This is a genomic window from Nonomuraea sp. NPDC049378, assembly GCF_055586745.1.
In genome coordinates, this window is record NZ_JBVJHP010000008.1 from 1 (window position 1) to 16,385 (window position 16,385).

Below are 16,385 nucleotides of genomic sequence, written 5' to 3' on the forward strand. Positions count from 1 at the left end.
TCGACAACCCTTCTACCAGGGGCTCTTCTACTTGTCGATCAAGCTCTTCCGCGCAGCATGCCCGCGACCTGCGGCTTCAGGTTGGAAAACACTCAAGGTGTCGCCGCCTCGAACTTGGCCATGGGCTGACTTTTCCGTCACACGTCACACGTACATGCCTGTTCATGAACGTAGCTGCATTTCCGGACACGTCCACGCCTGCTTACGGTCGAGCTGTGATGGAGTTTCGGAAGGATCGCCCCGTGTGGCGACAGGTGGCCGACGAGATGCGCCGGCGGATCGCGGCCATGTCACCGGGCGACCTGGTGGACTCCGAGCAATCGATGGTTCAGGAGTTCGGCATCGCGCGCGGAACGGCGCGGAAGGTGATCGCGCACCTTCGCGAAGAAGGCGTGATCTACACGGTCCCGGGTCTGGGCTCGTTCGCCGGTCCGAAGCCCTTCACGCTCGACCCTGGCTCCCACGTTCTGCTGGTGGCTGTCTGAAGCGTGGGAGCAGGTCCTTTCTCCAGTCGATATCCACCCTTCCGCCTGGCTGGACAACCCCTACGCGGTGATCGTGGGGGCGGCCCTCTTCGGCGCCGGCTTCGGCGCCGCCCAGAACGTGACCCTGGTGCTGATGTTCGCGCGGTCCTCGCCGTCCGCGTCCGGCCGGGTGAGCGCGCTGTGGAACCTCGCCTATGACGGCGGGATGGGGGTTGGCGCCGTGGGCTTCGGGCTCGTGGCCGGGACCGATCATCAGTGAGCGATGACCTGCGGCGCGCCGTACAGAAAGTGCTGCCCGCTGTGAGAGCCGACCTCGAGGCCCTCATCCGCATCCCGTCGGTGAGCGCCGACCCGGGCGCGGCCGGGGACGTGCGCCGCTGCGCGGAGCTGTACGGCACAGCTTTTCCGCGCCGGCGCCGCGCACGACATCACAGCTGCGAGAACCGGACGTCCCACCCCCTCGGCGACGTGAGCGAACACCAGCGACGGCACATTAGATTACACGACATATATGTCGTGTAATCTAATCCTCATGACGAAGGACGAAACCTCCATCAAGCGGGTCTCAGTGGTCAGCACCGGGACCGTGTCGATCCACCCCGAGCACGTAGCCGCGACCCGCAAGCCCATGTACTGGTGGATGTTCACCTCGCGACGCTGGACCCGGCCGCTGCCGATCAACGTCTACGTGGTCGAGCACCGCGACGGCCTGGTCCTGTTCGACACCGGTCAGGACCGCGCCTCGGTCGCCGATCCCGGCTACTTCCCCGGCGGCATCACCGGCGTGATGTACGACCGGCTGGCCCGCTTCGACATCGCCCCGGAGCACTCCCTCACCGCCCGGCTGGCGGCCATCGGCTACGACATCCGCGACGTCCACACCGCGGTCATCTCCCACCTCCACCAAGATCACATCGGTGGATTGCGCGAGCTGACCGGCTCCCGGATCGTGGTCAGCCGGCAGGAATGGCAGACCCTGGAGCAACCGGCACCAGAACTGCGCGGGCTGCTGCGCTCGCACATCGACCTGCCCGGGCTGCGCTGGCGCCACCTCGACTTCGAACCTCTGGCCGACCCCGCTCTGGCCCCGTTCACCACCGGGCATGACCTGTTCGACGACGGCAGCATGGTGCTCCTGCCCACTCCCGGCCACACTCCCGGGTCACTGTCGATGCTGGTCCGTGCCCCCGGGCGCACCCCGCTGCTCATGGTCGGAGACCTGACGTACGACACGAACCTGATGGAGCGCGGCCACGTGCCGGGGGTCGGCGAAAGACGCCGGCTGGCCGCCACCACCGAAATGGTCAACCAGCTCCGTCTGAGCAACCCCGGTCTGACGGTCCTGGCCGCGCACGACCCCGGCGCGGCCCCCCAGCTGGCCGCCGCGACCCGCAACAGCCCGCTGACCGCAACCTACGCACCCTCTTGACCAGAAGGAACGACGCGATGCGCCCCGCGGAGGAGTTCCGCTACCTCGTCCTGGCCGCCCAGCGCGAAGGCAACCGGTTGCTGGGGCACGCGCTGAAACCGCTCGGCATCACCACCTCCCAGGCCGAGGTCATCCGCATCCTGCACGATCGCCAGCCCTTGACCCTGAACGGCCTGGGGAAGCTCCTGGTCTGCGAGAGCGGCACCAGCCCCAGCCGCCTGGTCGACCGCCTGGTCGCCGCCGGCGCGATCCGGCGCGCCTCCACAGAATCCCTGCTGGCCGAACCAGTTCGTACCGCTCGATCTCGTGGTCCTTGACCGTCCAGCGCAAGATCAGGTGGTTGAGCTCTGGGTTGCGTCGATGCGGACGTCCGGAGAACTCGTGGGGGTCGAACAAGCTGGCTTGGCCGCTGGCTGGCTGGACCACGAACTCAAGCTTGGCAGGTACGCCATACTCCGCTGCATGTTAAACAGAGGCGCTCATGGGCCCTCGATGCCAAAAGGGGCGGATGTGGGGATCGCGCCGGGTTTTCATTCCGGGTCTGTCCGCGCCACGCTCGGCGGGACATCCCTCGCCAGTCCTCACCGCAGCGGCGAGTCTCGAAGCCGGACCACGACGTGTGTCCCCGGCGTCCCCGCTGTCCCTGCTTGCCATCTGATCAGCGCAAACGTTGACGTACATGAGGGGAAACGCGCCACGGCGGGCGTCCCTGCCGTCCCTGAACAGCTTCAAGATCTGAACGGCGCTTCGCGCGCTTCATAGCGCTACGCGCGGTAGAAGCAGGCTGCACCATGTTGCAGCGGTTCTCCGTGCGAAGCACGGCTCAGGAAGGGCGCGCTGAGCGCCGATCTGCTTCGCGTGTTGAGTGACGTTCTGGGTGACAACGAGGGCAAGCGATCTCGGACGTTGACGGACGCCAGCGGACAGTCGAACAGGGCCAGCCAAGCTCTCCGCCGAATAGGAACGGGCGGATCGTGTGAGTCGTCGCCCCATGGGGATGATCATGGCCCACAGGACCATGGCCTCGTGATGCTCGGATAACCGCTCATGGTCCTGCATGCATCGCCTGCGTGCGGCGCGGCGATGGAACCCTGCGGGCTGGGAGATCCACGACGGCGTGCGCTCCACCACCCACCTGCGGGGCAGGACCACGTAGCCGCTGATCTCGTCGCTGCGCTTGACGATCTCCAAGGTGAGCCGGACGTGCTTTTGACCCAGGTCAGAGACGGGGGCGGGCTGCTCTGCGTCGCTGGCGAAGTACGAGCCGCCCTTCCCGCAAGTCGCAGAGCTCGCCAGTTCCCAGGGCTCTTGCATACCGGGTCCTGCCTGTCCGCTCTCGATTTCGCGCGCAAGCCGCCGCGCCTCACCGCCGTGTGACATCCGTGACGGTGGCGCATGTCACACGGCGGCGCTGTCACGGGGAAGGGGGCGCCGGCGCCTCATTTTTGGTCAGGACGCCGCGCGAACGTTCCGCGCGGCGCACATCTCCATGAGTGATCGCCCCGGCCTGGCGCGCGGTGACCGCCGCACGACTACCGCGGCCTGGACGGGAACGGAAGGACATCATGAACAAGGTCTGGTTCATCACCGGCTCGTCGCGCGGGCTCGGCCGTAACTTCGTCGAGGCCGCCCTGTCTCGGGGCGACCGGGTCGCCGCGACCGCCCGCACCACGGCGAGCCTGGACGACCTGGTCACCGCCTACGGCGACGCGCTGCTGCCGCTGGAGCTGGACGTGACCGACAAGCCGGCCGTCTTCGACAGCGTGGTGCAGGCCAAGGAGCACTTCGGCCGCCTGGACGTCGTCGTGAACAACGCCGGCTTCACCCAGGTCGGCGCGGTCGAGGAGCTGAGCGAGCAGGAGCTGCGCGACCAGATGGAGACCAACCTGTTCGGCGCGGTGTGGGTGATCCAGGCCGCCCTGCCCCACCTGCGCGAGCAGCGCTCCGGGCACATCATCCAGCTCTCCTCGGTGGCCGGGATCGTCGCCATGCCGCTCGTCGGCGCCTATCACGCCTCCAAGTGGGCCCTGGAAGGCCTCAACGAGGCCCTCGCCGGCGAGGTCGCCGCGTTCGGCGTCAAGGTGACCATCATCGAGCCGGACGCCTTCGCCACCCGGGACGCTAACAACCCTCTCGACTACGGCCACATGGCGCAGATGGACCCGGCCTACGACGAGCTGCGCCGGCAACTCGCGGCCAACGCGCAGCAGCCCACGGGTGACCCGGCCGCCGCTGCCCAGGCGCTGCTCACCCTCGCGGACACCGACGACCCGCCTCTGCGCGTGCTGTTCGGCCAGGACTTCTACCCCATGATCCAGCAGACGTACGCGGACCGGCTCAAGACCTGGACCGACTGGCACGACCTGTCGGCGCAGGCGCACGGCCCGCTCGGCGCCTGACGTCCACGGCCTTCCTGCGCCGCCGTGTCCGGTGCGGCCGTCACAGCGCAGACGGGATCAAGGATTCTGGTAGGACACTTACTTACCTGACATGGATGACTGCTAAGAGTCATGAAAGATGACCCACTGTTGGCTACCGGGATCCATGAAGCTCAGGCGGCGCGGGTGCTCGTCGTGCCGTTGTCCGGGGCGAGTTCCTGTGCACGGGAGATCTCCTCCAGCCGGGCTGCCTGCTGCTTGGGGAGTGTAAGCGCGAAGCCCTCCAGGTTGCCGTGGAGTGGTCGAGGGTACTCTGGGCCGATGCTGACGGAGGTGACGCCGGTCCGGATCGTGACGGCCGTTCTTCGCGACGGCGATCGGGTGTTGCTGTGCCATCGAAGCGCTGGACGCCGTTGGTATCCCGACGTGTGGGACCTGCCGGGCGGTCATGTGGAGGAGGGGGAGGATCCGAAAGAGAGCCTTGTCCGCGAGCTTCGGGAGGAGCTGGGAATCGCGGCATCGGAGCCGCTCGGCCCGCCGATGCATGAGATCCGGACCGCGACGTTCGACATGCAGATCTGGTTGGTCGACAGGTGGACCGGAACACCGGTCAACGCCGCGCCGGACGAGCATGACGCTGTGGCGTGGTTCGAGACGTCCGACCTTGACGGCCTGCGACTCGCCCACGAGTCGTATCTCTCGATGCTCACCGCCGTGCTCGGTACGTGACGTCGCACCGAAAGTCAGGGGTGCGCTCATCGGCAGATCCGCACACTGGCACCCGGCGATCGCGGACATTGACGGACGTCAACGGATAGTCGAGCAGGGCAGCGAGGACTATTGATCGGCTGGGAACACTCGTTCGATTTTGCTCGTAGTGAAGGGTCTGGGGTTCGAATCCCCAAGGCGGCTCCCAGCTCAAAGGCCCTTCGCGATGATCGGGAAGGGCCTTTGGTTCGTTCTGACGCGGTGCGACACGTGCGGGGTCGCCCGAAGTCGGCGGAATATGTCGGCCGGGCTTCCGGGCTCGCGGCGGCGCGCCTCTCGCCTGACAACCGTCGCCGGGCTGTCGGCGGTGCTGAAGAGCTGCGTGAGGGGATCTACGGAAACAGCCGCATCGAGTTTTCAGGCTATCATGCACTCCCATTTGATATAGTAATCGCCTCCGATGACGTCGTGGAATTGCGCCCTCGCGCACCATTCCTGGCTGCCGCTGGAGTTCTGCTTGGTCCCGGTGCTTGCGCTGCAATAGCGATTCCGAGGGCAGGCTTCATTGGCGGATCTGACCTTGCTGTTGTTGCGGTAAAGGGTCACGGTCAACCGCCCGGCTGTCCGGCCCTTGCAGCGGACTCCACCAGCGCCATACATTTTTCCGGACTGGTCAACTCTATCCGCCAGGGCCCAGGCGGTGCAGAAGGACGCTGTCGTCGCTTTGGCGGCGCTCGCGGTTGTGGTCGATTCGGCTGTCGTGGCGTTGGCGGGACTCATCGGCGCGAGCGCGAGTCCAGCCGCTACGGTGATCTTGAGTGCGATCATCTGCCGGCTCATGGGAACCTCTTTTTGGGTCTAATGCTTGATGGAGTTGGTGGTGAAGCTCTTGCTGCCGCTGTCCCACGAGGCTCTGACTCTGCCGTACCATCGCTGTTTGCCCGACGTGCGGTCGGTTACCGTGACGGAGGCATCGCAATATCGGCTGTAATTCGACGCTTCGCAGATGCCGGTGTCGACGAGTGTGCCTGAACGGAAGAGCTGAATGCGCAGCTTCAGGGGTGTGAAACTCGGAGCCTTGCAATTGATCCACGCGCCGGCGTAGACCTTTTTCGGAGAGCTGTCGTGGGTGTCGGTCATGCCGCCGACGGAGCAGCGGATCATGGCGGTGGCCGAAGTGGAGGGGGCCGTGATGGCATGTGCCGATCCGGAGAGCGCAAAACTCAGCGAGGTCGTGATCGCGGCAACGCTCACCGCGGTCAGGTGTTTTCTTCTCATGCCGGCGAATGGCTTGATCTTCATGGGGCCTCCGGTGGTAAGAAATGCGTCGAACGTACGCCGGTTGCTGTTGGGGATTGACCCGTCCAGCCGGCTGGACCAACAGAGTGACGCATGGGGCTGACTATCCGCTTACTACTCGGTTACCATGCGCATACTGAACGTATTGCTCGCGGGGGGCGCCGCATGAAGTTCAACATTCTCGGCCCGATCGAGGTGGGCGCCGAGAGAGCGTGGCTGGAGCTCGGCGGGATGAGAACGCGGGCGGTGCTGGGCCTGTTGCTGGTGAATGCTGGGCAGGTCGTGCCCGCTGACCGGTTCGCCGAAGAACTGTGGCCACGCCTCGAGGTGGATCGGGCGATCGCCAATCTGCATGTGAGAGTCAGCGAGTTGCGTCGCAGACTCCGGATAGCGGGCATGGCGGAGGGCCTCGTGACCAGGCCGCCCGGCTACCAGCTGGAGCTGGGCGGTCACGAGCTCGACTCGGTCCGATTCGAGAGGCTGCTCGAACAGGCGGTCTCCGCGCTCGATGTCAACGACGCCATGACCGCCCGTCTGCGGGCGGTCGAAGCGCTGGCTCTGTGGCGCGGGCCGGTGCTGGCGGACCTGGGTGACTTGCCCTTCGTCGCTTCGGAGGGGTCGAGGCTCGAAGAGCTTCGGCTGACCGCCGTCGAGGTGCGTCTCGAGGCGGATCTGATGAGCGGACGGTACTGCGAGGTGCTTGGCGAGCTCGCTGCTCTGACGGCCGAGCACCCGCTGCGCGAGCGGCTGTGGTCGCTGCGCATCCGGGCGCTCTACGGCGCCGGCCGGCAGGGCGAGGCGCTGGCCGTCTACCGCGAGGTTCGCCGGCTGCTGGCTGACGAACTCGGCCTGTCCCCCAGCCGGGAGCTGCGGGATCTGGAACGGCGCGTACTCGCGCAGGACCTTGGCTCCCGCGCCGATCCGGCACCGCGAGCCATCGGAACGGACAAGGACGGCTGGATCGCGCCGACCCCGCAGTACGTCTGGAACGGCACGGGTCACATCGCCTATCAGGTGATCGGCGATGGCGAACCGGACATCGTGTTCGTGCCAGGCATCTACAGCCACCTCGATCTGTGGTGGGAAGACCCGAACACGGCCGGCTTCATGCGCCGGCTCGCCGCAACCGGCCGCCTGATCATTTTCGACAAGCGGGACACCGGGCTGTCGGACCCCGCCACCGGCGAAGACACGCTCGAGCAGCGGATGGACGACGTCCGCGCGGTCATGGACGCGTGCGGCAGCAAGCGTGCCGTGCTGATCGGCTACTCCGAGGGCGGCCCGATGAGCGTCCTGTTCGCCGCCACCTTTCCAGAGCGGGTCACCGGTCTCGTGCTGTTCGGCGCAGCCGCACGCTGGACCTGGGCGCCTGACTACCCGTGTGGAGGGGACTCCGAAGGCATGCTGGCCGCGCTCGAACAGATCGCCCAGCGCGGCTGGGGACAGGGCAACACCATCGAGTGGTACGCGCCGAGCCTCGCGAGCACGGAAAGCGCGCGCCGGGGACTGGCACGCCGCGAACGCATGTCCGTCAGCCCAGGCGCCTTCCTGCGGATGCTTCGCCTGGTCCGTGATATCGACGTGCGGAAGATCCTGCCGGCTGTCAGCGCGCCGGTGCTGGTCGTGCAGCGGCGCAACGACCGGATCAGCCAGCCCGATCTCGGACGCTACCTTGCCGAACACCTGCCGGGTGCCCGGTATCTGGAGCAGTCGGGCGACCACCTGCTCGGTGTCGGCGATGTCGGCGAACTTGCCGACATCGTCGAGCAGTTCGTTCGAGAAGCGGCGAGTCAGCCCCTGGAGACGAATCGCATGCTCGCCACGATCCTGATCACCACCGTGTCAGAGGCCGCTGCGTCGGCTCACCATGCAGCCGCTCCGTCGGCCATCGGGCGGAGCCGAGGCAGCTTGGTCGAGACCAACGTACAAGGAGTGGTCGCAACCTTCGACGGCGCGGCACGCGCGATCCGGTGCGCGCTGGCGATGCGTGCCGCAACGGCCGCTCATGATTTCCGAGCGGGCGTGCACGTAGGTGAGGTGGAGTTTCGCGACGGCCGGCTCGTCGGTCAAGCATATGAGCTCGCGCACCAGGTCGCGCGCCTCGCAGGGGAGGGGCAGATCCTGGTCTCGCGCACGGTGAAGGACCTGGTCATCGGTTCGTCGTTGACCTTTCAGGAGAAGGGTAGCCACCGGTTCGACGGCTGCGGTGACGACTGGACGATGTTCACCGTCGGCGGCTGACCGCATCGGCGCGTGCGCAGCCCTCGACCGCCTCACCGGCCATCGCTTCGACCTGGCGGGGTCCGCATGGGTCGGAATGGGCCGATGACGATCTCCGCCGTGCTTCGCGCGTGACGTCGCTCCGGAAGCCAGGGGCATCGGCAGGTCCGCGCATTCGCACCCGGCCGTTGACGGATCGGCGTGCGGGAGGCATCCTCCAAGTGAGGGGAGTATCCCTTGGCGGCAGCTTCGTCATCACGGCACAGTACACACAGGGGGGCCCTGGAAACCCTGCGTGCTACTCCCGGAGTTGTCGGTCCGCGTAGGCGGGCGGGAGAGACCTCGGGGTGATGGAACGCGCCCCAACCTGTTGATCGTTCGTGACTGCAGACGTTCCCCGAGACAACCGAATGGGATGTCGAAGTCCCGTCTGAGACCCGCCAGGTGAGGGGAACTCAGCTTGCCAGTGTGCGCTATTACTGGTCGAGCTGAGCCCCGGCCTGCTCGACCTGAGCAGGCGGAGGGTGCGGGTCATGCAGTTGTCGGTGTTCGCGATCGCGATCGTTGTGGCCGTCGCGGTTCCTGCCGTGGCGATGACGATCGTGGCGATCGTCGCGCTCCGGGGTGCCGAGCCGGGCGAACGGCCGGAAATCTTGCGTGCTCTTGCGGTGTTGGCGCGGGCGAGTCATGGCTCGTTTCCAGGGCTGGCGCACCGTCGGCAGTCACCATCTTCCCGGGCTGTGGAGAAGGCTGATCGGAAGCCGACCTGACCCTGGGCGGATCAGGTCCGTACTCGCTCGGACCGGTTATCTGCGCACCCGGTAGCGCAGGTGGAGCACCCGGGTGCCCTGGATCACCACGTCGGGGTCCTCGAGGAGGTGCTGCACGTCGACCGAGCCGAAATAGCGCTTGCCGGATCCGAACACGACGGGAGCGACGTCCATGGCGACCTCGTCCACGAGGCCCGCTGCCAGCACCTGGCCGCCGACGGCGCCGGCGGCGACCTCGACCGTGCGCTCGTCCGCCAGTTCCTGCGCCCTGGCCATGGCGGCCTCGACGCCGTCGACGAAGTGGAACGGCGCCTTGGGATCCCAGCCTTCGGGCATCGGCCGGTGCGACACCACCACCACGTGGTCGATCCCGCCCGGCGGCCTGCCGCCCCAGCCGTCCGTCAGGTCGAAGACGTGGCGGCCGACGACGGTCACCCCGATCTGGTCCCAGTACGGCCGGGTGTAGTCGTAGGACGCCTGCGACACCTTCACGTCCCCGGTCTCGTCCAGCGGGACGTCACCGCTGGACATCCAGTCGAACAGCGGCCCGACCTGGTCGTTCTCGTTCGCGATGAAGCCGTCCACCGACACCGTGCTGTACATGACCACTTTGCCCATGGATCTCTCCTCTGCTCGGGAAGTACCCATGGTGGCGGGTCGGGGGTCGCCGGCTCTTGTAAGAAATCAATCGGCCGGCAGTGGCCCCACGTCGAGCGCGTGGCCGGGGTGTTCGCGCAGGAAGCGCAGCCGGACGTCGACGTACCGGGTGGGTGTGAGTCCCGTGAACGTCCGGAACTCGTGGCCGAAGTGGGCCTGGTCGAAATAGCCCGCGCGATCGGCGAGGCAGGCCCAGTCGACCGGTCCTGTGGGGTCGATCGCGAACACGGTGGTGGCGAAGCGGTAGGTGCGGGCGAGCCGCTTCGGCGTGACGCCGATGAGCTCCTTGAGCCGCTGTGCCAGACGGGTTCTCGTACGGACCGGCCGCCGTGGCCAGCCGGTCCCGCAGCCCGGCGACGGCAGGGCGGCCCCAGACCTGCTCCACCGTCACCGGCCGGTCGCACAGCTCGGCCGCGGGCATCGGCAGGAACGGCGCCAGGCCCCATGGCTTGAAGTGCACGCCGACCGACCGGGTGCGCGGCGGGTAGCCGAACTCGAAGGCGCGGGTGGGTGTGGTGATCACGCAGCCGTCGGCGTACGCGGCCGTCTCGATGCCGGTGACGGCGCGGATGCGGAACGGCTCCCCGAGGTTGAGGACGAGCAGCGCCGAGGGCATCGGCGGCAACATCAGCCGGGGGTGCGGCGGCGTGCCCTCCAGGTAGTAGAGGTCGTCGATCAGCCCGGCCAGGGGCGGTCGGGGCACTCTGGACACGTACTCCACGCGTCACAGCATCGCCGATGCGCGGGCGGGCCACCAGGCGGTGTGGGGGGAGATGCGCAGCGTTCCGGCTCGCCTATGCTGTGATCAATGATCGTCGCTGGTGGTCCGTCGCCGAGATCGAGCCAGGAGCGGGTTCCCGCGCCGCTGCCCGCTGAGGAGCGTTTTCGATGACATTTCGGCAGCACCTGGAGCGGGTGGCGGTGCGCGCCCTGGCGGAGTTTCCCAGGGAGGCCGGGTCCGGCGTTTACGTCGTCACGTTCCGGATCGACAGCGTCGACCAGGACCCCCGGTTCCCGTACGTGGCGATCGGCTACAACACCGAAGCCGAGGTGGCCCGGCTGCTGGCGGAGCCGAGCCCGCCGGAGGCATGGGAGGCTCGCTGGAGTTACGCGTATTTCCCGCCGTCGGGGCGGGAGGGGCGCCGTGTCGTCGGCCACGATCCCGAGCGGGATCCGGCCGGCGCCGAGTTGCACCGGCGGGAGGCGGTGGCGCAGGGCCTCTGGTACGACGACGAGGACGAGCTCTCCGAACACGAGCGGGACGAGCGCGGCGAGCGGCTTGACCAGCAGTTCCACGGACTCTGCGTCGATCTGGCGCGGCGGCTCCACGCGGATGGCCGGATCGTCGGGACCTTCGGGAGAGCGCTGCCGGTGGTCCTTTACGACATGTTCAACCCTGACGAGATGTTCGCCCTGACCAGAGCCGCCAACCCGGCGGAACTGGTCGCGGAGTTCCTGGCGGAGGATCCGGAGGGGCCCTGAACGGGGTGAGACGACGCTGGGGTGATCTAGTCTCTCAGGATGACGAAGAGCCCTGATCAGCTGGTTCTGCCCGTGGCTTTGGCCGAGGTGGCCGAGGTGGGCTTCACGTGGGAGTGGGACGACGAGACCGACGAGGCCCGCGGTTGTGACTTCGAGCTGTACGACCGGTTCGAGGCGCAGGAGAAGACGGCGTGGTGGTTTCGTCTGTGGACCGGCAACGACGAGGTCGACGGCGGCGAATTCCGCTTCTTCGGCACCACCGGGGGAGGCGACTACGTGGGTTTCTGGCTGGTTCGGCCTGGTGCGGCGATCATTGAGCAGCCTGTCGTCTACCTCGGTTCCGAGGGCGGATGCGGCGTGATAGCCCGCGATCTCGGCGATCTGCTGTGGGTGTTCGCGAACGGCCTGGGCCCGGCGGAGGCGTTCTCCGACCCGGGCCGTGAGAGGCAGCCGGATGCGGCGTTCGAGGCGATCGCGGAGCGCCACGCGCCGGGGAGGCGGCGTTCGCCGGCGGAGATCGTGGCGGGGGCGCGGGAGGAGTTTCCGGGCTTTCCGGGGCTCATCGGCGCAATGTGCCGGTGACGGACGCGGCGGGCGCCCGCCTCATGGAGGGCCCGAGCAGGACCCGGACCGGCCGAGGGTCTCGAAGCGGCCGTTGTCCTGGTTGATCCGCCGGCGTCGCGCGCTTGGGCCGCCGGTCGCTGCGGCGTACTCTCTGGTCATGCCTCGGCCGAAGGTGGTCCTCTTCGATGCGATGGGTGTCCTGTACCGGTACGGCAATGTGCAGGGTCGTGTCCTGATCCCCTACCTGCGCGATCACGGATGCCGGCGAACCGAGCAGGACATCCGCGCCGCCTACCGTTCGGCCACGCTGGGGAGCATGACGACCGACCGGTTCTGGTCGGTCGTCGGGCTGTCGCGGGAAGGGCGTGACGCGGATTACTGCGGGCGGCACCAGCTCAACGAAGGCGTGCAGGAGGCGCTCGCGGAGCTGGGGGGCGATGGCCTGCGCCTCGCCTGCCTGAGCAATGACACGGCGGTCTGGTCCGAGCTCGTACGCCGGCGTTTCGGCCTGGAGGGCCCCGTGCGGCGGTGGTTCGTCAGCTCCGATCTGCGGGCCCGCAAACCCGACAGAGCCGCCTACACGACGGTGATCGAGGCGCTGGGCGTCTCCCCTGATGAGGTGGTGTTCGTCGACGACCGTCCGGTCAATCTTGTTCCGGCTCGTGCGCTGGGGATGCGCACGATCGTTTTCCTGAGCGACGACACCGAGGCCAACCCCGTGCGCTCCGATCAGTGGCAGCCGCGGAGCGTCGTCAGGACCATGCCGGAGCTGGTGGCCGCCGTTCGCGAGTTCGTGTAGGAGCGCGGCGGGCTCAGGCGGCGGTGAGCCGGCGCAGGCCCATGAGTTCGAGCGCCGCGTAGACGGCCACCACCAGGGCTCCGGCCAGCAGGAACGCCACGCCCAGCCCGGTGAGCGGGATGAGGCCGGAGAACGCGAGCACGAGGAGTGCCACGCACGACAGCGTGTTCCCCGCGACGACGAACGCCGCGTGGCGCGGCGGAATCCGGGGGTATCCGGCGATGAGGCCGAGGGCCGCGGCGCCGCCCAGCATGGCGACCCCGAACGGGATGGACCACGAGGTCGGCAGGCCGAGCGGGCCGCTGAGCGCCTGAGCGCCGGCCAACATGATCACGCCGAAGACGGCGGTGCTCCAGCCGTCGACGCGAAGGATCAGCCGCAGCCGTCCAGAAGCGTCCGTCCTGGTCGTCGTCATGTCGATCTCCTCCCGCTGAGAATCTGGTCACAGGAACGGTGCCAGCGCCGGGGTCGTCGGCTCAATAACCTCCGGGGTCATGGCCGCTCGTCACGGTCGTTAGGCTCCGGGGCATGGAAGTGGAGCAGCCGCCCCGGATCGGTTCGCAGCTGCGTGCCTGGCGGCGGCGCCGCAGGCTCAGCCAGCTCGACCTCTCCAACCTGGCGGACGTCAGCGCGCGGCACCTGTCGTACGTCGAGACGGGGCGCGCGCGGCCGAGCCGGTCGATGGTGCTCCACCTGTCGCAGGCCCTGGACATCCCGTTGCGCGAGCGCAACACCCTGCTGCTGGCCGCCGGCTACGCGCCGGCCTACCGGGAGAGCAGCCTCGACGACGCCTACCTGGCCTCGGTCCGGTCGGCGATCGACGCCATGCTGGCGGCGCACGAGCCGTACCCCGCGGTCGTGGTCGACCGGCTCTGGGACGTGCTGGCGGGCAACCGCGCCATGTCCGTCCTCATGGACGGCGTGCCCGGGCACCTGCTGGAGCCGCGGCCGAACGTCTTCCGGCTGACCCTGCACCCCCGACGGGCTGGCCTCCCGGCTGGCGAACCTGGGCGAGGTCCGCACGCTCACGCTGCGGCGGCTGCTCCGCCAGGTCGACGCCACCGGTGACGAGACGCTCCGGGCACTCTACGAGGAGGTGTCCCGCTATCCGGTGACGTCGGAGCCGGACGGCGCGGAACATCCGCCGAGCCCGATCCAGGTGCCGCTGAGGATCCGCAGCCCGTTCGGCGAGTTGTCGATGTTCAGCACCATGGCCACGTTCGGCGCGCCGGCCGATGTGACGCTGTCGGAGCTGGCCATCGAGCTGTTCTATCCGCTCGACGAGTTCACGGCCCAGGCACTCCGCCTGCTCGCCGGGCCCGCGGCGGGCCCGGCTACCGGTTGACCAGGCCGCGTACCTCCGCCAGCCGGTCCACCTCGGCCCGCCAGTCGTCGCCGGCGACGCCGACGATCGCGTGCCGCGCCCCGGCCTCCCGGTAGGCGGCCAGCCTCTCGGCGGCCTCTTCCGGGTGGCCGGCGAGCGGGATGTCGATGACCTCCCCGAGCGGGCGGCCGTACGCGGAGCTGATGCCCGACGCGATCTCCTCGCGGGACGGCCCGCCGGCCAGTGCGCCGGTGGCGCCGATGGCGATCACCGGGGCCGGCCTGCCGTGCTCCGCGGCCAGGGCGGCGAGGAGCTCGGCGCCCTCGGCGACCTGGCGGGGGGAGATCAGGGAGGGGAACCAGCCGTCACCCAGGCGGGCGGCCCGCCGGATCGCCACCCCGGACGCGTTGCCGACCCAGATCGGGGGCGTCGTCGCGGGCGGCGCCAGCTCTACGGGCGGGTTGCCGGGTTCGTCGTGGAGTTCGGTCTTCTGGCCGGACAGCAGGCGGGGGAGGAGTTCCAGCGCGGTGTCGGTACGGGGACCGCGCTCGGCGTACGGGACCCCGGCGGCGGCCCACTGGCCGGGCCCGCCGCCCGAACCGACCCCCAGCACGAGGCGGTCGCCGGAGACGTGCTGGAGGGTCGCGACCTGTTTGGCGGCCCAGGCGACGGGACGGATGCCGGGGACGAGGACGCTGGTGCCGATCCGGACGCGGGTGGTGACGGCGGCGGCGGTGGCCAGGGCGATCGGGGCGTCCAGGGTCGGCCCGCCGATGGCGAGGTGGTCGCCGTGCCAGACGCCGTCCAGGCCGGCGGCCTCGGCGTGCCGGGCTGCCTCCCGCAGGTCGATGCCGTCCCGCCGCTGCACTGCCACGCCGGGCAGGATGACGCCGATCTCGAACGTGTTCATCGCCCAATCGTGCAACCTCAAGCTAGGTTGGGGTCAACTGGGCGCGCGGGCGCTGTGGCGGAGGAAGCCGCTCCCCTGGAGGACGATCAGCAGGGCCGAGTTGGCGATCAGCGCCCACCACAGCCCGGCCAGCCCCCACGTCGCGGCCACCGGCACGGCGGCCACCGTGAGCATCCCGTAGCCGGCCGCCACCGAGCCCAGGCTCCACGACGACCGTTTGAGCCCCGCCAGCCCGAACGCCATGACGGCCTGCGAGCCGTCCACCGCCGCCATGACGACCATGAGCCAGGCCAGCCCCAGCACGGTGGTCCTGACGCCGTCGTCCGAGGTGAACACCGTGACGAGCGGATCGCGGAAGGCGAGCAGGAGAGCTCCGCCCGCGGCCACCCCGATGACGGCCAGCGCGAGCGCCGCCCTGGTGACGCTCCTGACCTCGCGCACCCCTTGAGCGCGGGCGACCTCGGGAACGGACGCCTGCGCCACCGACAGGGACACGAACATCAGCGGGCCCATCAGGGCGTGGAGGACGGCGTGCGCGGCGGCCTCCCGCGTGCCCGTGCGGACCGCCGCGTACGTGACGACCCCGAGCACCGCGAACTTGATCAGCAGCGTGCCCGACAGGGGAATGCCCACCCGCGCCAGCTTCATGATCTCCGCGGGCCGCGGCCGTCCCCTGCCCACGCTGCCGCCGAGCAGCCGGCGCAGGCGCAGGTTGGACACCGCGAGGGCGGTGGCGCCCGCGGCGATCATCGAGCATCCCAGCCCCGGCAGGCCGATCCGGGGGACGAGGAGGACGACCAGCACGATCGACACGGCGGCGCCGGCGAGGCTCGCCCAGATCACCTGGCGGCTGTGGCCGAGCGCGATCAGCGCCGCGTTGGCGCCGCCGCCCAGGCCGTACAGCAGCACGTGCACGACCAGCAGGTAGGGGAAGATCCCGAGCTCCGCCAGCACCTCCGGCGGCGCGCCGCCGAGCGAGGCGACGACGGGGACGCAGGCCACGGCTACGGCGGCGAGTGCGGCGACGCTGAGCGCCAGCCACCGCGCGTCCCGCAGGACGGGGATCGCGCCAGGCGGGTGCTCGCGGTGGGGGGCGATGAACGGCGCCATGCCGCGCAGCGCACCGGTGATGGCGGTGAAGGCGGGGTTGAGCACGGCCGTCGTCACCGCGTACGCGGCCAGCGCGGCGGTCGCGCGCCGCCCGAGCACCGCCGTGGTGACCAGGCCGGCCACCTGGTTGACGGTCATGGACAGGAAGAGCGGGACCGCCGCCGCGGCGATGGCCCGGTGCTGGAGGAGGGGCATGCAAGCAGAATCCCGGGACGCGGAACGGCCCGGGAGGATACCGTAGCTTACCAGG

Annotated in this window: 20 protein-coding genes and 1 pseudogene; 13 read left to right on the top strand and 8 right to left on the bottom strand. The window is 69.0% G+C overall.

From position 1 onward, the window contains the following. The first annotated feature begins 254 nt into the window (after positions 1-254). The 6 genes from ACZ6SA_RS18280 (at position 255) to ACZ6SA_RS18305 (ending at position 5,021) form a co-directional block, all read left to right on the top strand. Positions 255-485 carry a GntR family transcriptional regulator gene (locus ACZ6SA_RS18280; protein ID WP_347648070.1) on the top strand — a complete coding sequence of 77 codons (231 nt, stop codon included), beginning with the start codon at positions 255-257 and terminating at the stop codon, positions 483-485. A 73-nt stretch (positions 486-558) separates the two neighbouring features. Further along, positions 559-744: a hypothetical protein gene (locus tag ACZ6SA_RS18285; RefSeq protein ID WP_347648069.1), complete on the top strand. Its 186-nt coding sequence runs from the start codon at positions 559-561 to the stop codon at positions 742-744. Between the two features lie 273 nt (positions 745-1,017). After that, positions 1,018-1,914, top strand: coding sequence for an N-acyl homoserine lactonase family protein (locus ACZ6SA_RS18290; protein ID WP_465829107.1), 897 nt, complete (start codon positions 1,018-1,020; stop codon positions 1,912-1,914). Next, a complete protein-coding gene (locus ACZ6SA_RS18295; RefSeq protein WP_465829109.1) occupies positions 1,911-2,231 on the top strand; it encodes a MarR family winged helix-turn-helix transcriptional regulator in 321 nt (106 codons plus the stop codon). The genes ACZ6SA_RS18290 and ACZ6SA_RS18295 overlap by 4 nt, the downstream gene beginning before the upstream one ends. 1,248 nt (positions 2,232-3,479) lie before the next feature. Beyond that, positions 3,480-4,313, top strand: a complete 834-nt coding sequence (locus ACZ6SA_RS18300; protein WP_347648066.1) for an SDR family NAD(P)-dependent oxidoreductase — start codon at positions 3,480-3,482, stop codon at positions 4,311-4,313. 300 nt (positions 4,314-4,613) lie between these two features. After that, positions 4,614-5,021, top strand: coding sequence for an NUDIX domain-containing protein (locus tag ACZ6SA_RS18305; protein WP_347648065.1), 408 nt, complete (start codon positions 4,614-4,616; stop codon positions 5,019-5,021). Between the two features lie 396 nt (positions 5,022-5,417). On the opposite strand, the gene ACZ6SA_RS18310 is transcribed toward ACZ6SA_RS18305, so the two are convergent. Next, positions 5,418-5,840, bottom strand: a complete 423-nt coding sequence (locus ACZ6SA_RS18310; RefSeq protein ID WP_465829112.1) for a hypothetical protein — start codon at positions 5,838-5,840, stop codon at positions 5,418-5,420. A gap of 18 nt (positions 5,841-5,858) precedes the next feature. Continuing rightward, complete coding sequence (locus ACZ6SA_RS18315; protein WP_465829114.1) at positions 5,859-6,302, bottom strand: hypothetical protein; 444 nt, start codon at positions 6,300-6,302, stop codon at positions 5,859-5,861. A 162-nt stretch (positions 6,303-6,464) separates the two neighbouring features. Between ACZ6SA_RS18315 and ACZ6SA_RS18320 the strand changes: the two genes are divergently transcribed. Together ACZ6SA_RS18320 and ACZ6SA_RS18325 are read left to right on the top strand one after the other, a co-directional pair. Beyond that, entirely contained in the window at positions 6,465-8,540 is a 2,076-nt protein-coding gene (locus ACZ6SA_RS18320; protein ID WP_347648062.1) for an alpha/beta fold hydrolase, read from the top strand. A 512-nt stretch (positions 8,541-9,052) separates the two neighbouring features. Beyond that, positions 9,053-9,289, top strand: a complete 237-nt coding sequence (locus tag ACZ6SA_RS18325) for a hypothetical protein (protein ID WP_465829116.1) — start codon at positions 9,053-9,055, stop codon at positions 9,287-9,289. Between the two features lie 36 nt (positions 9,290-9,325). On the opposite strand, the gene ACZ6SA_RS18330 is transcribed toward ACZ6SA_RS18325, so the two are convergent. The 3 genes and pseudogenes from ACZ6SA_RS18330 to ACZ6SA_RS18340 all read right to left on the bottom strand — a co-directional run. Next, positions 9,326-9,907, bottom strand: a complete 582-nt coding sequence (locus ACZ6SA_RS18330; RefSeq protein WP_465829118.1) for a dihydrofolate reductase family protein — start codon at positions 9,905-9,907, stop codon at positions 9,326-9,328. Between the two features lie 66 nt (positions 9,908-9,973). Next, positions 9,974-10,309 carry a helix-turn-helix domain-containing protein gene (locus ACZ6SA_RS18335; protein WP_465829512.1) on the bottom strand — a complete coding sequence of 112 codons (336 nt, stop codon included), beginning with the start codon at positions 10,307-10,309 and terminating at the stop codon, positions 9,974-9,976. An 88-nt stretch (positions 10,310-10,397) separates the two neighbouring features. Further along, positions 10,398-10,667 (bottom strand): annotated as a pseudogene (locus ACZ6SA_RS18340) (hypothetical protein); the annotation flags it as partial. Between the two features lie 167 nt (positions 10,668-10,834). Here ACZ6SA_RS18340 and ACZ6SA_RS18345 point away from each other — a divergent pair. The 3 genes from ACZ6SA_RS18345 (at position 10,835) to ACZ6SA_RS18355 (ending at position 12,791) form a co-directional block, all read left to right on the top strand. Continuing rightward, complete coding sequence (locus tag ACZ6SA_RS18345; RefSeq protein ID WP_465829120.1) at positions 10,835-11,428, top strand: hypothetical protein; 594 nt, start codon at positions 10,835-10,837, stop codon at positions 11,426-11,428. A gap of 39 nt (positions 11,429-11,467) precedes the next feature. Further along, on the top strand, positions 11,468-12,010 hold the full coding sequence (locus tag ACZ6SA_RS18350) for an SMI1/KNR4 family protein (protein ID WP_465829122.1): 543 nt from the start codon (positions 11,468-11,470) through the stop codon (positions 12,008-12,010). Positions 12,011-12,149: 139 nt separating this feature from the next. Continuing rightward, positions 12,150-12,791, top strand: a complete 642-nt coding sequence (locus ACZ6SA_RS18355; RefSeq protein WP_347648059.1) for an HAD family hydrolase — start codon at positions 12,150-12,152, stop codon at positions 12,789-12,791. A 13-nt stretch (positions 12,792-12,804) separates the two neighbouring features. On the opposite strand, the gene ACZ6SA_RS18360 is transcribed toward ACZ6SA_RS18355, so the two are convergent. Then, positions 12,805-13,206 (bottom strand): hypothetical protein, encoded by a 402-nt coding sequence (locus ACZ6SA_RS18360; protein ID WP_347648058.1) that lies wholly within the window; start codon positions 13,204-13,206, stop codon positions 12,805-12,807. A gap of 113 nt (positions 13,207-13,319) precedes the next feature. Between ACZ6SA_RS18360 and ACZ6SA_RS18365 the strand changes: the two genes are divergently transcribed. Together ACZ6SA_RS18365 and ACZ6SA_RS18370 are read left to right on the top strand one after the other, a co-directional pair. Then, on the top strand, positions 13,320-13,859 hold the full coding sequence (locus tag ACZ6SA_RS18365; protein ID WP_465829125.1) for a helix-turn-helix domain-containing protein: 540 nt from the start codon (positions 13,320-13,322) through the stop codon (positions 13,857-13,859). Next, positions 13,822-14,136, top strand: a complete 315-nt coding sequence (locus ACZ6SA_RS18370) for an MmyB family transcriptional regulator (RefSeq protein ID WP_465829514.1) — start codon at positions 13,822-13,824, stop codon at positions 14,134-14,136. The genes ACZ6SA_RS18365 and ACZ6SA_RS18370 overlap by 38 nt, the downstream gene beginning before the upstream one ends. Here ACZ6SA_RS18370 and ACZ6SA_RS18375 read toward each other — a convergent pair. Together ACZ6SA_RS18375 and ACZ6SA_RS18380 are read right to left on the bottom strand one after the other, a co-directional pair. After that, a complete protein-coding gene (locus tag ACZ6SA_RS18375) occupies positions 14,126-15,025 on the bottom strand; it encodes an LLM class flavin-dependent oxidoreductase (protein ID WP_347648056.1) in 900 nt (299 codons plus the stop codon). The genes ACZ6SA_RS18370 and ACZ6SA_RS18375 overlap by 11 nt on opposite strands. Positions 15,026-15,058: 33 nt before the next feature. Beyond that, entirely contained in the window at positions 15,059-16,330 is a 1,272-nt protein-coding gene (locus ACZ6SA_RS18380) for an MATE family efflux transporter (RefSeq protein WP_465829127.1), read from the bottom strand. Positions 16,331-16,385: the final 55 nt, after the last annotated feature.

What these genes read in the sequence shown, in the direction of transcription:
- ACZ6SA_RS18290 (WP_465829107.1), top strand. Translation starts at nt 1,018, where the DNA reads ATGACGAAGGACGAAACCTCCATCAAGCGGGTCTCAGTGGTCAGCACC.
- ACZ6SA_RS18300 (WP_347648066.1), top strand. Translation starts at nt 3,480, where the DNA reads ATGAACAAGGTCTGGTTCATCACCGGCTCGTCGCGCGGGCTCGGCCGT.
- ACZ6SA_RS18305 (WP_347648065.1), top strand. Translation starts at nt 4,614, where the DNA reads ATGCTGACGGAGGTGACGCCGGTCCGGATCGTGACGGCCGTTCTTCGC.
- ACZ6SA_RS18310 (WP_465829112.1), bottom strand. Translation starts at nt 5,840, where the DNA reads ATGAGCCGGCAGATGATCGCACTCAAGATCACCGTAGCGGCTGGACTC.
- ACZ6SA_RS18315 (WP_465829114.1), bottom strand. Translation starts at nt 6,302, where the DNA reads ATGAAGATCAAGCCATTCGCCGGCATGAGAAGAAAACACCTGACCGCG.
- ACZ6SA_RS18320 (WP_347648062.1), top strand. Translation starts at nt 6,465, where the DNA reads ATGAAGTTCAACATTCTCGGCCCGATCGAGGTGGGCGCCGAGAGAGCG.
- ACZ6SA_RS18325 (WP_465829116.1), top strand. Translation starts at nt 9,053, where the DNA reads ATGCAGTTGTCGGTGTTCGCGATCGCGATCGTTGTGGCCGTCGCGGTT.
- ACZ6SA_RS18330 (WP_465829118.1), bottom strand. Translation starts at nt 9,907, where the DNA reads ATGGGCAAAGTGGTCATGTACAGCACGGTGTCGGTGGACGGCTTCATC.
- ACZ6SA_RS18345 (WP_465829120.1), top strand. Translation starts at nt 10,835, where the DNA reads ATGACATTTCGGCAGCACCTGGAGCGGGTGGCGGTGCGCGCCCTGGCG.
- ACZ6SA_RS18350 (WP_465829122.1), top strand. Translation starts at nt 11,468, where the DNA reads ATGACGAAGAGCCCTGATCAGCTGGTTCTGCCCGTGGCTTTGGCCGAG.
- ACZ6SA_RS18355 (WP_347648059.1), top strand. Translation starts at nt 12,150, where the DNA reads ATGCCTCGGCCGAAGGTGGTCCTCTTCGATGCGATGGGTGTCCTGTAC.
- ACZ6SA_RS18360 (WP_347648058.1), bottom strand. Translation starts at nt 13,206, where the DNA reads ATGACGACGACCAGGACGGACGCTTCTGGACGGCTGCGGCTGATCCTT.
- ACZ6SA_RS18365 (WP_465829125.1), top strand. Translation starts at nt 13,320, where the DNA reads ATGGAAGTGGAGCAGCCGCCCCGGATCGGTTCGCAGCTGCGTGCCTGG.
- ACZ6SA_RS18375 (WP_347648056.1), bottom strand. Translation starts at nt 15,025, where the DNA reads ATGAACACGTTCGAGATCGGCGTCATCCTGCCCGGCGTGGCAGTGCAG.
- ACZ6SA_RS18380 (WP_465829127.1), bottom strand. Translation starts at nt 16,330, where the DNA reads ATGCCCCTCCTCCAGCACCGGGCCATCGCCGCGGCGGCGGTCCCGCTC.